Genomic DNA, 15,267 nt, shown 5'->3' on the forward strand with positions numbered 1-15,267 from the left:
CGGTCAGCCAGGAGCGGCCCCTAGCTGCAACTGCAGATAGTCGGCATAACTCTGTTCGCGTTGCGCGGCGTCCAGCGCCTGCTCGTAGCGTGGCAGATGGCGGCGCCCGCGCTCGGTAAAGGCCGCATACAGCCCCACTGGCTGCTCCGGCAAGGGCAGCAGGCGGAACTGCTCCTGCCCCCCCCGCCGCCGCAACACTTCGCGCACCGCATAAGGCTCCGGGCTATAGAAGGCATCGATACGGCCCAGCGTCAGCTTCTGCAGGCTGCGTTCCAGTACATCGTCACCTGACATGGCATCCAGCTGGGAACGGCGGCTGGCCAGTAGCGGCGACAGATAGCCATCGGCCCAGATGCCGATACGCATGTCCTGCAACTGTTCTGCCACGCGAATTTCGCGATAGGACGACTGCTGGCGCACTACCAGCACACCCCGCATCAGCAATAGCGGGCGACTGGCGAACTGCAGTTGTCGCCGCCGTTCGGCACTGCCGGCAAGGTAGAGCACCATATCCAGTTGCCTATCCTGTAGCAGCCGGGACAGCGGCTCCTGCCGATAGCTGGGCTGCACCCCCATCAACTGCGCCAGCCGCTGGAAATACTGCAAGGCGTAGCCGGCCGGCTCGCCATCCTGAAGGTAGCCATGTGGCGGCAGATAGAAGTAGCCCACCCGCAGCACCGGCTGCTGCGCTGCCAGCAGCAAGGGCCACAGCAGCAGTAGCAGGAAAAAGCCGCGTTTCATCCCCTCTCCCCATTTGTGCACGCTTGTTATTGTCATCTGCTCATCATCGCGGCGAATGGGCTCGATATCAATAAAAAAACCCATGCATGGCATGGGTTTCTGCTTAGTGCCAACGTTGGCCGCAAGCCTTACATCACTTCATCTTCCAGCGCGCGGGCAATCACCAGCTTCTGCACGTCCGAGGTACCTTCGTAGATCTGCGCCACGCGTACGTCGCGGTAGATGCGCTCCAGCGGGTAGTCGGCCAGGTAGCCGTAGCCGCCCAGAGTCTGGATAGCGGCCGAGCAAACCGCCTCTGCCATCTCCGACGCTACCAGCTTGGCCATGCTGGATTCCTTCAGGCACGGCTTGCCGGCGTCCTTCAGTGCTGCCGCGTGCCACACCAGCTGTCGTGCAGCCTCCAGCTTCGCAGCAGCCTCCGCTAGGCGGAAGCCCACCGCCTGGTGGCGGATGATGGTCTGGCCGAAAGTCTGGCGCTCTGTGGCGTAGCGGGTGGCAAACTGCAATGCCGCGCGCGCCATGCCCAGGCACTGCGCGGCAATGCCGATACGGCCGGATTCCAGGTTGGCCAGCGCAATGCGGTAGCCCTCGCCTTCCTTGCCCAGCAGGTGGCTGGCCGGCACGCGCACGCTGTCGAACACCACCTGGCAGGTGTCGGAGGCATGCTGCCCCATCTTGTCCTCCACCTTGGCCACGCTGTAACCGGCGCTGGCGGTGGGCACCAGGAAGGCGCTGATGCCCTTCTTGTGCGCCGCCGGGTCGGTGACCGCGAACACGATGGCCACGTCGGCATGCTTGCCGTTGGTGATGAACTGCTTCACGCCGCTGATCACCCAGTCGTCGCCGTCACGCACTGCACGGGTGCGCAGCGCCGAGGCGTCGGAGCCGGCATCCGGCTCGGTGAGGCAGAAGGCGGAAATCCACTCGCCACGGGCAATCGGGCGCAGGAAGGTCTGCTTCTGCCAGTCGCTACCGAAGCGCTCGATCGGCCCGCAGCCCACCGAGTTGATTACCGAGATGATGGTGGACAGCGCGCCGTCGCCGGCGGCGATCTCCTCGATCACCGCAGCCAGGGTGACGTAGTCCAGCCCGGCACCATCCCACTCCTCGGCCACGGTGAGGCCGAAGCAGCCCAGCTCGCCCAGCCCCATCAGCGCCTGGCGCGGGAAGGCATGGCTCTTGTCCCATTCGGCGGCATGCGGCGCGATTTCGCGCTGCACGTAGTGGCGAATGGCGTCTACTACCAGTTCCTGTTCAGCAGTCAGCAGCATGTCGCGCTCCTTACACCAGCTCTACTGCCAGCGCGGTAGCTTCGCCGCCGCCAATGCACAGGCTGGCCACGCCACGCTTGAGGCCGCGGGCCTGCAGTGCTGCCAGCAAGGTCACCACGATGCGCGCGCCGGAAGCGCCGATCGGGTGGCCCAGCGCGCAGGCGCCGCCGTTCACGTTCACCTTGTCGTGCGGCAACGCCAGATCGTGCATCGCCGCCATGGTCACCACCGCGAAGGCTTCGTTGATCTCGAACAGGTCCACGTCGGCCACGTTCCAGCCAGCCTTGGCCAGCAGCTTCTGCATCGCGCCCACCGGCGCGGTGGAGAACCAGGCCGGCTCGTGCGCATGGGTGGCGTGCGCCACGATGCGTGCCAGCGGCGTCAGCCCGCGTGCGGCGGCTTCGCTGGCACGCATCAGCACCAGCGCGGCGGCGCCGTCGGAAATGGAGCTGGCATTGGCCGGGGTCACCGTGCCGTCCTTGCGGAATGCCGGCTTGAGGGTGGGAATCTTGTCCGGGTTGGCTTTCAACGGCTGCTCGTCGGTGTCGATCACCTCCTCGCCCTTGCGGCCAACTATCGTCACCGGCGTGATCTCGCTCTTGAAAGCGCCGCTGGTGATGGCCGCCTGCGCACGGCTAAGCGAGGCAATCGCGTATTCGTCCTGCGCACTGCGGCTGAAGCCGTATTTGTCGGCGCAGGCTTCTGCGAACACGCCCATCAGCTTGCCCTTGTCGTAGGCATCTTCCAGCCCGTCCAGGAACATGTGGTCCTTGATTTCGCCATGGCCCAGGCGCAGCCCGCCGCGTGCCTTGGGAATGATGTACGGGGCGTTGCTCATGCTTTCCATGCCGCCGGCCACCATCACGCTGGCACTACCGGCCAGCAGCAGATCGTGCGCCAGCATCATCGCCTTCATGCCGGAGCCGCACATCTTGTTCACCGTGGTGGCGTTGGCGGACTGCGGCAGCCCGCCCTTGATCGCCGCCTGGCGCGCCGGAGCCTGGCCCTGACCAGCCGGCAGCACGCAACCCATGATCACCTCTTCCACCGCCTCCGGCGCCAGGCCGGCGCGCGCTACCGCGGCGCGAATGGCGGCGGCGCCCAGCTCGCTGGCGCTCAGCGCCGACAGGCTGCCCTGAAAGCCACCCATGGCGGTACGCGCCATGCCCACGATTACAATTGCATCTTGTTGCATTACAGCCTCCGGCGTGATGTGTACGTTTACGTTAACGTAAAGTTAATTTGAAAAACAAGCCGCCTCGTTGGCGGCTGTCGCGTAAACGCGATAGGGAGTCTCGAAAACGCTCAGCCTTTGCTGCGCGTGTGCAGCCATTCCTCGCACTGGCCGCGCACCTGGCCAATTTCCTTCAGCACCAGCTGCAGATCCTGCATCTGCCGCTTCAGCTGCTGTTCGCGACTGCTGAGCAGGTCGATGAATTTCTTCAGCTGCGGCTCGTCGGTGTTGGCCGCATCGTACAGCTCGAACAGCTCGCGGATTTCCTGCAGCGACAGGCCGATGCGCTTGCCACGCAGGGTGAGCATCAGCCGTACACGGTCGCGGCGGGTGTAGATGCGGCGCTGCCCTTCCCGTGCGGGGGACAATAAGCCTTCAGCCTCGTAAAAACGGATGGCGCGGGTGGTGACATCAAACTCCTGCGCCAGCTCGGAAATGCTGAAGGTGCGATCAGCAGCTACGTTCACGACAACTCCTGGAAAGGTTCGGCAAAGCGCCGGCACGGGGCCGGCAAGTACGCAATCACCGGATTGTAATACGTGGCCGCGTTTGCGGCATCCGGCATATCCCGCACTGCGGCCAGCAGGCAGCCGGCCTGCGGCATGGCGATTCGTACAAGTTTTTTCATTATAGTTGACGTTTACGTAAACTAGAATTAATTTTGCCAACCATCCATCAGCGGAGGAAGCAAGATGAGCATGACCACCATCGGCGTTGTTGGCGCCGGCACCATGGGCAACGGTATTGCCCAGGTATTCGCCCAGGCGGGTTTCAACGTGATCATGGCCGATGTTGGCCAGCAGGCGCTGGACCGCGGCCTGGCCAGCATCAGCAACAGCCTGAGCCGGCTGGTGAAAAAGGGCCAGTTCAACGACAACGAGGCGGTGGCCACCCTGTCGCGCATCCGTGGCAGCGCCCTGCTGGCCGACCTCGCCGGCTGCCAGCTGGTAGTGGAAGCCGCCACCGAAAACGCCGCGGTGAAGGAAAAAATCTTTCGCGAGCTGGCAGATATCGTGAGCCCGGACTGCATCCTGGCCAGCAACACCTCGTCGATCTCGCTGACCACCATCGCCGCCTGGGTGAAGCAGCCGGAGCGGGTGATCGGCATGCATTTCATGAACCCGGTGCCGGTGATGCAGCTGGTGGAGATCATCCGCGCGCTGCAGACCAGCGACGCCACCCACGCCGCCATCCACGCACTCAGCCTGCAGCTGGGCAAAACCCCGGTAACGGTGAAGGACGGCCCGGGCTTTGTCTCCAACCGCGTGCTGATGCCGATGATCAACGAGGCGGCCTTCGTGCTGTACGAAAACCTGGCCAGCGCCGAGGACATCGACACAGTGCTGAAGCTGGGCATGAACCACCCCATCGGCCCGCTGGCGCTAGCGGACCTGATTGGCCTCGACACATGTCTATCCATCATGGACATCCTGTACCGCGAGTTCCGCGACTCCAAGTACCGCGCCTGCCCGCTGCTGGTGCAGCTGGTGGCGGCCGGACACCTGGGGCGCAAGAGCGGTCAGGGCTTCTATCGCTACTGATTGCTACCGACAACACCCCTGACCCCGCGCTACCCGCCCTGGATCAGGGAATGTTGCCAACAGCAAGAACGCCGCCGCCAGCCACCAGCCGGCTTGCGGCCAACCTTTGGATGCGCGCCCGGCGCGCCTGCAGGAAGGAGCAATACCATGTCTCAGCTTCCCACCGTCAAGCTGCTGATCGGCGGCGAATTCGTCGAATCGCAGAGCAGCGAATGGCGCGAGGTGATCAACCCCGCCACCCAGCAGGTGCTGGCACGCGTGCCGATGGCCACCGCCGATGAGGTGAACGCCGCGGTAGCCGCTGCCAGCCGCGCCTTCAATAGCTGGAAGAAAACTCCGATCGGCGCCCGCGCCCGCATCTTCCTCAAGTACCAGCAACTGATCCGTGAGCACATGCAGGAACTGGCCGCCATCCTCACCGCCGAACAGGGCAAGACCCTGGCCGATGCCGAGGGTGACATCTTCCGCGGCCTGGAGGTGGTGGAGCATGCGGCCAACATCGGCACCCTGCAGATGGGCGAATTCGCCGAGAACGTGGCCGGCGGCGTGGATACCTACACCCTGCAACAGCCGCTGGGCGTGTGCGCCGGCATCACCCCATTCAACTTCCCGGCCATGATTCCGCTGTGGATGTTCCCGATGGCCATCGCCACCGGCAACACCTTCGTACTGAAGCCTTCGGAGCAGGACCCGATGGTGACCATGAGGCTGGTGGAGCTGGCGCTGGAAGCCGGCATTCCGCCGGGCGTGCTCAATGTGGTACACGGCGGGCCGGAGGTGGTGAATGCCATCTGCGACCACCCTGACATCAAGGCGGTGTCCTTTGTCGGCTCCAGCCGCGTTGGCAGCCACGTCTACCACCGCGCCAGCCAGAACGGCAAACGCGTGCAGTGCATGATGGGCGCCAAGAACCACGCCATCGTGCTGCCAGACGCCAACAAGGACCAGGCGCTGAATCAGCTCACCGGCGCGGCATTCGGCGCCGCCGGCCAGCGCTGCATGGCCCTGTCGGTTGCAGTACTGGTGGGCGAGGCGCAGCAGTGGATACCCGAGCTGGTGGCACGCGCCAAATCGCTTAGCGTGGGCGCCGGCAAAGACAACCCGGATCTCGGCCCGCTGATCAGCTGCACCGCGCGCGAACGTGTGACCGGGCTGATCGCCAAGGGCGTTGCGGAAGGCGCGCGACTGGAACTGGACGGCCGCCACGTGCACGTGCCCGGCTACGAGCAGGGCAACTTCGTCGGCCCCACCATTTTCAGCGGCGTGAAGCCGGGCATGAGCATCTACGAGCAGGAAATCTTCGGCCCGGTACTGTGCCTGTTGGCCGCAGACAGCCTGGACGAAGCCATCGCCATCATCAATGCCAACCCGCACGGCAACGGCACCGCCATCTTCACGCAAAGCGGCGCAGCGGCACGCAAGTTCCAGGAAGAGATCAACGTGGGCCAGGTAGGCATCAACGTGCCGATTCCGGTGCCGGTGCCGCTGTTCTCGTTTACCGGTTCGCGCGGCAGCAAGCTGGGTGACCTGGGCCCGTACGGCAAGCAGGTGGTGCTGTTCTACACCCAGACCAAGACCGTCACCAGCCGCTGGTTCGACGACGAAGCCAGCAGCGGCAAGGTGCATACCACCATTGCGCTGCGCTAGCCGGCCGAAAGGACGCCATATGGATTTTGCCCTCAGCGACGACCAGATCGCCTTTCGTGACAGCGCGCGCGAGTTTGCCAGCCATGAACTGGCGCCGCATGCCGCGCACTGGGACGAAGCAGAGATTTTTCCGCTGGACACCCTGCGTCGCGCCGGCGACATGGGCTTTTGCGGCCTGTACACACCGGAGCAATACGGCGGGCTGGGCCTGAGCCGGCTGGATGCCGCCATCGTGTTCGAAGAGCTGGCCGCCGGCTGCACCTCCACCACCGCTTACCTCACCATCCACAATATGGTGAGCTGGATGGTGGGCAGCTTTGCCCGCCCGGAAGTGGCCGCCGAATGGGCGCCGCGACTGGCCAGCGGCGAGCTGCTGGGCAGCTACTGCCTTACCGAACCCGGCGCCGGCTCCGACGCCGCAAGCTTGCGCACCCGCGCCGAACGCCAGGGCGACAGCTACGTGCTGAACGGCAGCAAGGCCTTCATCTCCGGCGCCGGCAGCAGCAATGTGCTGGTGGTGATGGCGCGCACTGGCGGGCCGGGGCCCAAGGGCATTTCCGCCCTGCTGGTGCCTGCCGACACCCCCGGCATCAACTACGGCAAAAAAGAGAGAAAGATGGGCTGGAACAGCCAGCCCACCCGCACCATCACCTTCGACAATGTCGCCGTGCCTGCGGCCAACCTCTTGGGCGAGGAAGGCCAGGGCTTTGCGCTGGCCATGAAGGGGCTGGATGGCGGTCGCATCAATATCGCCACCTGCTCGGTGGGCACTGCGCAGGCCGCACTGGAGACTGCCACCCGCCACGTACAGCAGCGACAGCAGTTCGGCCAGCCGCTGGCCGAGTTCCAGAGTGTGCAGTTCCGTCTGGCCGACATGGCCACCGAGCTGATCGCCGCACGCCAGCTAGTAAGGTTGGCCGCATGGAACCTGGACAACGCCAGCCCGGACGCCAGCAGCTACTGCGCCATGGCCAAGCGTTTTGCCACCGATACCGGCTTCAAGGTAGCCAACGAGGCGCTGCAACTGTTCGGCGGCTACGGCTACATCAAGGAATACCCGCTGGAGCGCTACCTGCGCGACAACCGCGTGCATCAGATACTGGAAGGCACCAACGAAATCATGCGCGTGATCATTGCCCGCCGCCTGCGGCAGGAAGGCGCGCTGGACACGCTGCGCTGACCAACAAGCTGATTCGCCACGGAAGGCCAGCAGGATTTTTTAGCCACGGAAGCACATGGAAAGGCACGGAAGAAAACAATGAACTTGATTGACTGCTTTTTGTTCGTGTTTTTCGTGGCAAACATAAAACCGCTCTGGCCACGAACCCCACGAAAGGACACGAAACGCTGCCTGACCTGCTGTTGGCTACCCGACGCTTCAGCCAGCCGGATTTTTTAGCCAAGGGCGCTCACGGCAAGGTACGAAAGAAAACAATGCGCTTGGTTGACTGCTCTTTTTTTCGTGTTTTTCGTGGGGTTCGTGGCCAGAAATTTCCGTGTTCTTCCGTGTGCTTCCGTGGCAAAAACAAAGGACTCTTCAACATGCATTACACCAATCTGCAGGTCGAAAAAATCGGCCACACCGCCCTCGTCACCATCGCCAACCCGCCGGCCAACACCTGGACCTACGACAGCCTGCAGGCGCTGAAACGGCTGGTGGCCGACCTGAACGCCGACCGCGACATCTACGCGCTGGTGATTACCGGCCAGGGCGAGAAGTTCTTTTCCGCCGGCGCCGACCTCAAGTTGTTCGCCGATGGCGACAAGGGCGTAGCGGCCAGCATGACCATCCTGTTCGGCGAGGCATTCGAGGCGCTGTCGGCATTCCGCGGCGTGAGCATCGCCGCCATCAACGGCTATGCCATGGGCGGCGGGCTGGAATGCGCACTGGCCTGCGACATCCGCATCGCCGAGGAACAGGCGCAGATGGCGCTGCCGGAAGCCGCAGTTGGCCTGCTACCCTGCGCCGGTGGCACACAGCACTTGCCGTGGCTGGTAGGCGAAGGCTGGGCCAAGCGCATGATCCTGTGTGGCGAGCGGGTGGATGCCGCCACTGCGCTGCGCATCGGCCTGGTGGAAGAAGTGGTGTCTCGCGGCGCCGCCCGCGACGCGGCGCTGGCGCTGGCGGAAAAGGTTGGCCGCCAGTCACCCTGCTCCGTCACCGCCTGCAAGACCCTGGTACAGGCCGCGCGCCACGCGCCGCCTGCGGCCAACCTGATCCACGAGCGCGAGCTGTTCATCAAGCTGTTCGATACCCAGGATCAGCGCGAAGGCGTGCAGGCGTTTCTGGAAAAACGCACGCCGACCTGGAAAAACGCCTGAGCCCGCCAACAAGAACAAAGGGAACACCATGAACGACGCGGTACTGTTTGACGAAATCGCCACCGCCGGTGGCCGGCGCATCGGCGTGGCGCTGCTCAATGCCGAGAAATCGCTGAACGCGCTGAACCTGGAGATGATTCGCCTGCTGGACGCACGGCTGTCGATCTGGGACCGTGACGACGGCATTGTGGCGGTACTGCTGCGCGGCAGCGGCGACAAGGCGTTCTGCGCCGGCGGCGACGTGCGCGCCATGCGCGAGGCAATTCTGGCCGACGACAGCTACCCCAACCCGCTGGCCACCGAATTCTTCAGCCGCGAATACGCGCTGGACTACCGCATCCACACCTACCGCAAGCCGCTGCTGGTTTGGGGCCACGGCATCGTGATGGGTGGCGGCCTGGGGCTGCTGGCCGGCGCCAGCCACCGTGTGGCCACCGCCAGCACCCGCATCGCCATGCCGGAAATTACCATCGGCCTGTACCCGGACGTGGGCGGCAGCTGGTTCCTGCAGCGCATGCCGGCACGCTGCGGCCTGTTCCTCGGCCTCACCGGCGCTCCGCTGAACGCCCGCGATGCATTGCTGACCAACCTGGCCGACCACATCCTGCCGCAAACCGGCTGGCCGCTGCTGCTGGACCTGCTGCGCCAGGCTGCCTGGCAGGCGGAGCCTGCGGCCAACCATGAGTTGCTCACCGCACTGCTGGGCGAGCTGGAAGCCGGCAACAGCGACGTGGTGCCTGACGGCAACCTGGCACGTAACCTGCCGGCCATCCACGCACTGCTGAACAAGGGCTCGCTGGCAGCCTTCGACCACGCGCTGCGCCACGGCAGCTTCGACGACCCGTGGCTGGCGGCGGCCACCGAGACCTACCGCGCCGGCTGCCCGGCCAGCGCCGCTGTGTGCTGGGAAATCTTCCACCGCGCGCGTCACCTGTCGCTTGCCGAAGTGTTCCGCATGGAGCTGGTGCTGTCGGTGAACTTCTGCGCCGCACCGGACTTCCGCGAAGGCGTGCGTGCGCTGCTGGTGGACAAGGACAGACAGCCGCGCTGGTCGCGCCCCACCCTCGCCGCGGTGGATTCCGGCTATGTCGCACAACATTTCGCCTCACCGTGGCGGCCACAGAATCATCCATTGGCTACGCTGTAAGTGCCACCAGCGCTGGCGCAGCCTCACCATGGCGCCGGCACCTGGATTCCTCATCGCAAGGAGCCGCATCATGCAACACATCGCATTCATTGGCCTGGGCAATATGGGCGGCCCGATGGCCATCAACTTGGTCAAATCCGGCTACGCCGTACGCGGTTTCGACCTGTCGCCAGAGGCGCTGGCACACTTCGCCGAGCACGGCGGCAACGCCGTGCGCTCGGTGGCGGAGGCTGTCGATGGCGCCGACACCATCATCTCCATGCTGCCAGCCGGCAAGCACGTCGCCGCGCTGTACCAGGGTAGCGAAGGGCTGTTCACCACCCTGCCGCAAGGCACACTGGTGATCGACTGCAGCACCATCGACGCGCAGACAGCGCGCGATGTCGGGCGCGTAGCGGAACACAGCGGGCTGTGCTTCATCGACGCGCCGGTTTCCGGCGGCACTGCCGGCGCCGCCGCCGGCACCCTCACCTTCATGGTGGGGGGCGATGCGGCCAACGTGGATGCCGCACGGCCGCTGCTGTCGGCCATGGGCAAGCGCATCTTCCACGCCGGCGACATCGGCGCCGGGCAGATCGCCAAGGCCTGCAACAACATGCTGCTGGGCATTCTGATGGCCGGCACCGCCGAAGCGCTGGCCATGGGCGTGAAAAACGGGCTGGACCCGGCAGTGCTGTCGGAGATCATGGCCAGCAGCTCCGGCCGCAACTGGGCGCTGGAACTGTACAACCCGTGGCCGGGGGTGATGGACAACGTGCCGGCCAGCCACGGCTACCAGGGCGGCTTCATGTCGGAACTGATGCTGAAAGACCTGGGGCTGGCCGAGGAAATGGCACTGCACAGCCATGCGGCCAACCCGCTGGGGGCACTGGCACGCAGCCTGTACGAACAGCACGTGGCCGCAGGTAACGGCAAGCTGGATTTCTCCAGCATCCTGCAGCAGTTCCGGCGCTAAGCCGCAGCAGAAGCCCTGGGGTACGTCAGCCGTGCCCCAGGCTTACCTGCCACCAAAGCCGGCCCCTGATCGATGCACGCCATGGTGCGTACTGGCGCAAGCAGTCTTGCGAATGTGATATTTTGCCAAGGGCGCAAGGCACCGGCGGCCTTGCCCGCCACTCGATCTGAAAGGTTCTGTCTGATGGGAAACCAGGTCTTCTACTCAAGCCTCATGATGGCAACCGGGATCGGCATCCCGATAATGGCGACACTAAGCGGAACCCTGGGCGCCAGGTATGGCAGCTCGGCACTCGCGGCAAGCATCCTGTTTACCGTTGCGCTGCTGCTTTCCGTGGCCTACCTGTTTGCTGTAGAGGGCGGCCTGAAGCCATTCCCCAAAATGGCGCTGCCGTTCTATTTCTATCTGGGCGGCGTGTTCGTGGCATTTTACGTTCTCAGCATCACCTGGGTAGCGCCGAAGTTCGGCGTTGGCAATGCCGTCGCCTTCGTGCTGCTGGGGCAGCTGCTATCGATGGCAACCATAGATCAGTTTGGCCTGCTGGGCGCCCCGATCCATGCCATCACCCCGCAACGGGCCATTGGGCTGATCCTGATGGCGGCAGGCGTATTCCTGGCAGTACGCCGCGGCTAGCAGCACTCTCACTACCATAGCGACAGGCAAGCCGGCCGTGCCATTTGCGGCCCGGCAAACACCAGAACCCGCAGCCCTGACGCCGCGTTATCGAAATAATCAGCCTTTGCCGCAAAATCCCCGTAATTTCAACAGCAAAAACCAAACAATCGGAGTACACTAGCGGCTCGCGCCTTTGCCAATCAGCGCGACCTCTTCTTGGCCCTTGGCTTCCTGCCCGGCCCACCTTCGACAAACAGAACTCATGTCTACCCGGATTGGTATTGTCTTACGCAATGGGTAGGCATCTGCTTGCAAAACTAATACATGTCAGAATCGAATTTTGCCGCACTGGGCCTTGCTGAGCCCATCCTGCGAGCCGTAGCCGATACCGGCTACACCCAGCCTACCCCTATCCAGGCGCAGGCCATTCCGCAAGTACTGCAAGGTGGCGACCTGTTGGCCGCAGCACAGACGGGAACCGGCAAGACCGCCGGCTTCACCCTGCCGTTGCTGCACCGCCTGATGGACGCGCCGAGCAAACAGAAAGGCCGCCCGCGCGCGCTGGTGCTGACCCCTACCCGCGAACTGGCGGCCCAGGTGGAAGAATCGGTACGCGAGTACGGCAAATACCTGTCGCTGAAATCCATGGTGATGTTCGGCGGCGTGGGTATCAACCCCCAGATCAACGCGCTGAAAAAGCCGGTGGACATCCTGGTGGCCACCCCTGGCCGCCTGCTCGACCACGCCGGCCAGAAAACCGTGGACCTGTCCGGGGTGGAAATCCTGGTGCTGGACGAAGCCGACCGCATGCTGGACATGGGCTTCATCCACGACATCAAGAAAGTGCTGGCCCTGCTGCCGGCACAGCGTCAGAACCTGCTGTTCTCCGCCACCTTCTCCGACGACATCAAGAAGCTGGCCGACAAACTGCTGAATCAGCCCAAGCTGGTGGAAGTGGCACGCCCCAACGCCACCAACGAGCAGATCACGCAGAAGGTCTACATGGTGGACCGCGACCGCAAGACCGATCTCTTGATCGAGATGATCAAGTCCGGCGACTGGCATCAGGTACTGGTATTCACCCGTACCAAGCACGGCGCCAACCGCCTGGCGGAAAAACTGGAAAAAGCCGGCGTGGCCAGCATGGCGATTCACGGCAACAAGAGCCAGGGTGCCCGCACCAAGGCGCTGGCCGGCTTCAAGGATGGCAGTCTGCCGGTTCTGGTGGCCACCGACATCGCCGCCCGCGGCCTGGATATCGAAGAGCTGCCACACGTGGTGAACTACGAGCTGCCCAACGTGCCGGAAGACTACGTACACCGCATCGGCCGTACCGGCCGCGCCGGCTGCAACGGCGAGGCGATCTCACTGGTCTGCGTGGACGAGCTGGGCTTCCTGCGCGATATCGAGAAGCTGACCAAGAAGCCGATCGAGCGCTTCACCCAGCCAGGCTTCGAAGCCGACCTGAACGCCGAGCCGCAAGCCATCGAAATCGGCCTGGGCCGCTACATTCATGGCGCCCTGGTGCCGACCACCGCACCGAAAGGCGCCAAGGGCGACAGCCGTGGTCGTGGCGGCCAGCGCCGTCAGGGCCAAGGGCAGGGCCAGAACCGCGCCAAGCCTGCCGACACTGGCGACAAGCCGCGCCAGCAGCAGGCCAAGCCGGCTGCCAAGCAGAACGATGGTGGCAAGCCGCGCAGCGACAAGCCCCGCTCCGACCGCCAGCAGCCGCAGGCAGCGGCTGCACAAGGCCAGAAGCGCCAGCAGCAAGCGCAGCCGCAACAGCGCAAGCCGCAGGAAAAGCGCAACAAGTCGCTGCCGGGCATGAACGAACCGAACGGCAATGTGTTCTATGATAATGGCCCGCGCCAGCCGTCACTGACCATGCACGAGCTGAGCCAGGGCCTAATTCCGGGCAAGCAGCCGCGCCAACCGCAGGCCGCACGCAGCAACAGCGGCCCGCGCCAGCAGCAAGGCTTCGGCCAGGGTCAGGGTCAGGGCGCCAACAGCAACGGCCGTCGCGGCGGCAGTGGTAAGCCACGCCAGCAGCAGGCGGCACTGTTTAGCCCGCCGAAGCGTGGCGAGCGCTAAGCAACTACGGACGATCTGCTACGCTTCGGCGATACCGAGTTGAAAACAGATCGACAAAGCAAAAGCCACCGCTTGCGGTGGCTTTTTTCATGGCTGCATCAGCCGGCTCGGGGCTTGTCCTGTAACACGTATCCGCGTGCCTGCAGAGCTTTCTTCCATTCATCCAGCGCAATGGCCACCAGCGCAGGCTGGCCACTGAAACCGAACTCGATATGCATCTGCGGTATTGTCTCGTTGCCGAAGCTGGGCAGGCTGGACAGGCGCAGCTTGGGATAGCGATCGACAAACTCCTGCATCAGGCCAATCAGGTCGCCCTCTTTCGCCTGCAACGCAATACAGCCCTGCTCCACATCCGGGCTGTCGCTGTGCAGCGGCCGGTAATGCGTATCCAGCACCCACTCCACCATCGGCCACGCCATGCTGGGGAAGCCCGGCACGAAATGCACGTCCCGGCAACTGAAACCGGGAATCTGGTTCACCGGGTTGGGAATGATGCTGGCCGAGGCCGGGAAGGCCCCCATATTGATGCGGTGCGGGTAGGCCTCCGCACCAAAACGGCCTTCGATCAGTTCGCGCGCCTGCGGATGCACGGTAAGCAACTCGCCCAGTGCCCTTGCCGCGCAGCCGCGGGTATGGTCATCCGGCGTGGCGCCAATACCGCCAAAGCTGAACACCAGGTCACCACCGGCAAAGGCACGCCGCAGGGCATCTTCAATACGCTGCGGGCTGTCGCCCAGGTACTCGGCCCACGCTAGCTTCATGCCGCGTGCGGCCAACAGGCGGATAAGCGCCTGCATGTGCTTGTCCTGTCGCTTGCCGGACAGCAATTCGTCTCCAATGATCAAGGCGCCAATATTCATGTGCTTTATCCCGTAAAGTGCTCGCGAATTGTATAGTACAATATACCAAGCAGCTCACGCAGCGCCTGATGCGTCTCCTGCATCGCCCTGCCCTGCGGAATCCACAACAGCAGGCCGCCAGCCTCATAACGGGTGAAGCCGGTGGGCGCCGCCAACACCCGCAAACCCTGAGCCTCGAAAAATGGTAGCGCGCGGCGCATATGCCAGGCCTGCGTTACCAGCGTGATGCGCCCCACCCCGGTCTCTCCCAGCATGGCGGCGCTCAGCCGGGCATTTTCCAGCGTGGTATTGGATGCCGCCTCCACCCAGCGCGGCTGCAAACCATAATCTTCGCGCAGCGTGCGTGCCATCACCAGCGCCTCCGGCTCGCCCCCCAGTGGCGCGCCCCCACTCAGCAACAGGGGCAGACCGGTATGCCGCGCCAGCCAGGCGGCGTAGCGCAGCCGGCCGGCGGCATCCGAGGTCAGCACGTTGGCCGCATATTCCGGTGCCGGCTTCTTGCCACCGGACAGCACCACGATGGCCTGCGTCTGCCGCACCTGCACCAGATCGGCCGGCGGATAGCGCTCCAGCCAGCCATTAAGCGTGATGGCCGTCACCGGCAATGCCAGCAGCCAGGCCAGCAGCAGACTGATGGCCATCAGGCCGCGTGCCAGCCCTGGCCGGCGTTGCCACAGCAGCAGTGCCAGCAATACCGGCAACAGATAGAGAAACGGTGGCAACAGCACCGCGCCCAATAACTGGTGCACAAATACCGTCAGATTGACATCACTAGCCATCAGCAACTCCACAACCATTTACCCGCACAAGCGCCGGCATGCAGCGCCAGAAACAAAAACGCCC

Annotated in this window: 15 protein-coding genes; 8 read left to right on the forward strand and 7 right to left on the reverse strand. The window is 64.1% G+C overall.

Features of this window, described 5'->3' with window-relative positions:
• Positions 1–3 precede the first annotated feature (3 nt).
• The 5 genes from ACFOKJ_RS03810 to ACFOKJ_RS03830 all read right to left on the reverse strand — a co-directional run bounded on the left by ACFOKJ_RS03810 (position 4) and on the right by ACFOKJ_RS03830 (position 3,874).
• A complete protein-coding gene (locus ACFOKJ_RS03810) occupies positions 4–741 on the reverse strand; it encodes a substrate-binding periplasmic protein (RefSeq protein WP_390276768.1) in 738 nt (245 codons plus the stop codon).
• A gap of 128 nt (positions 742–869) precedes the next feature.
• Positions 870–2,012, reverse strand: a complete 1,143-nt coding sequence (locus ACFOKJ_RS03815) for an acyl-CoA dehydrogenase family protein (protein WP_390276769.1) — start codon at positions 2,010–2,012, stop codon at positions 870–872.
• A gap of 10 nt (positions 2,013–2,022) precedes the next feature.
• A complete protein-coding gene (locus ACFOKJ_RS03820; RefSeq protein WP_390276770.1) occupies positions 2,023–3,207 on the reverse strand; it encodes an acetyl-CoA C-acyltransferase in 1,185 nt (394 codons plus the stop codon).
• Between the two features lie 110 nt (positions 3,208–3,317).
• Positions 3,318–3,713 (reverse strand): MerR family transcriptional regulator, encoded by a 396-nt coding sequence (locus ACFOKJ_RS03825; RefSeq protein ID WP_390276772.1) that lies wholly within the window; start codon positions 3,711–3,713, stop codon positions 3,318–3,320.
• Positions 3,710–3,874 carry a hypothetical protein gene (locus ACFOKJ_RS03830; protein ID WP_390276773.1) on the reverse strand — a complete coding sequence of 55 codons (165 nt, stop codon included), beginning with the start codon at positions 3,872–3,874 and terminating at the stop codon, positions 3,710–3,712. Before ACFOKJ_RS03830 ends, ACFOKJ_RS03825 begins: the two co-directional genes overlap by 4 nt.
• 64 nt (positions 3,875–3,938) lie before the next feature.
• Here ACFOKJ_RS03830 and ACFOKJ_RS03835 point away from each other — a divergent pair, with 64 nt between their 5' ends.
• From ACFOKJ_RS03835 to ACFOKJ_RS03870, 8 genes are all read left to right on the forward strand, one after another.
• Complete coding sequence (locus ACFOKJ_RS03835; RefSeq protein WP_390276774.1) at positions 3,939–4,787, forward strand: 3-hydroxybutyryl-CoA dehydrogenase; 849 nt, start codon at positions 3,939–3,941, stop codon at positions 4,785–4,787.
• A gap of 147 nt (positions 4,788–4,934) precedes the next feature.
• Positions 4,935–6,434: a CoA-acylating methylmalonate-semialdehyde dehydrogenase gene (locus ACFOKJ_RS03840; RefSeq protein ID WP_390276775.1), complete on the forward strand. Its 1,500-nt coding sequence runs from the start codon at positions 4,935–4,937 to the stop codon at positions 6,432–6,434.
• Between the two features lie 19 nt (positions 6,435–6,453).
• Complete coding sequence (locus tag ACFOKJ_RS03845; protein WP_390276776.1) at positions 6,454–7,614, forward strand: acyl-CoA dehydrogenase family protein; 1,161 nt, start codon at positions 6,454–6,456, stop codon at positions 7,612–7,614.
• 362 nt (positions 7,615–7,976) lie between these two features.
• Entirely contained in the window at positions 7,977–8,756 is a 780-nt protein-coding gene (locus ACFOKJ_RS03850) for an enoyl-CoA hydratase (protein WP_390276777.1), read from the forward strand.
• Between the two features lie 28 nt (positions 8,757–8,784).
• The gene (locus ACFOKJ_RS03855) at positions 8,785–9,903 is read left to right on the forward strand and encodes an enoyl-CoA hydratase/isomerase family protein (RefSeq protein WP_390276779.1); all 1,119 of its coding nucleotides are present in this window, start codon (positions 8,785–8,787) and stop codon (positions 9,901–9,903) included.
• 70 nt (positions 9,904–9,973) lie between these two features.
• Positions 9,974–10,858, forward strand: a complete 885-nt coding sequence (mmsB, locus tag ACFOKJ_RS03860; protein ID WP_390276781.1) for a 3-hydroxyisobutyrate dehydrogenase — start codon at positions 9,974–9,976, stop codon at positions 10,856–10,858.
• Between the two features lie 183 nt (positions 10,859–11,041).
• The gene (locus ACFOKJ_RS03865) at positions 11,042–11,491 is read left to right on the forward strand and encodes a DMT family transporter (protein ID WP_390276783.1); all 450 of its coding nucleotides are present in this window, start codon (positions 11,042–11,044) and stop codon (positions 11,489–11,491) included.
• Between the two features lie 306 nt (positions 11,492–11,797).
• On the forward strand, positions 11,798–13,564 hold the full coding sequence (locus ACFOKJ_RS03870; RefSeq protein ID WP_390276785.1) for a DEAD/DEAH box helicase: 1,767 nt from the start codon (positions 11,798–11,800) through the stop codon (positions 13,562–13,564).
• Between the two features lie 98 nt (positions 13,565–13,662).
• On the opposite strand, the gene ACFOKJ_RS03875 is transcribed toward ACFOKJ_RS03870, so the two are convergent.
• Together ACFOKJ_RS03875 and ACFOKJ_RS03880 are read right to left on the reverse strand one after the other, a co-directional pair.
• Entirely contained in the window at positions 13,663–14,424 is a 762-nt protein-coding gene (locus ACFOKJ_RS03875) for a competence/damage-inducible protein A (protein ID WP_390276786.1), read from the reverse strand.
• A 5-nt stretch (positions 14,425–14,429) separates the two neighbouring features.
• On the reverse strand, positions 14,430–15,203 hold the full coding sequence (locus ACFOKJ_RS03880; RefSeq protein ID WP_390276788.1) for a YdcF family protein: 774 nt from the start codon (positions 15,201–15,203) through the stop codon (positions 14,430–14,432).
• Positions 15,204–15,267: the final 64 nt, after the last annotated feature.

This window comes from Vogesella amnigena (genome assembly GCF_042648905.1).
In the GTDB taxonomy this organism is placed as follows: Bacteria; Pseudomonadota; Gammaproteobacteria; order Burkholderiales; family Chromobacteriaceae; genus Vogesella; species Vogesella amnigena.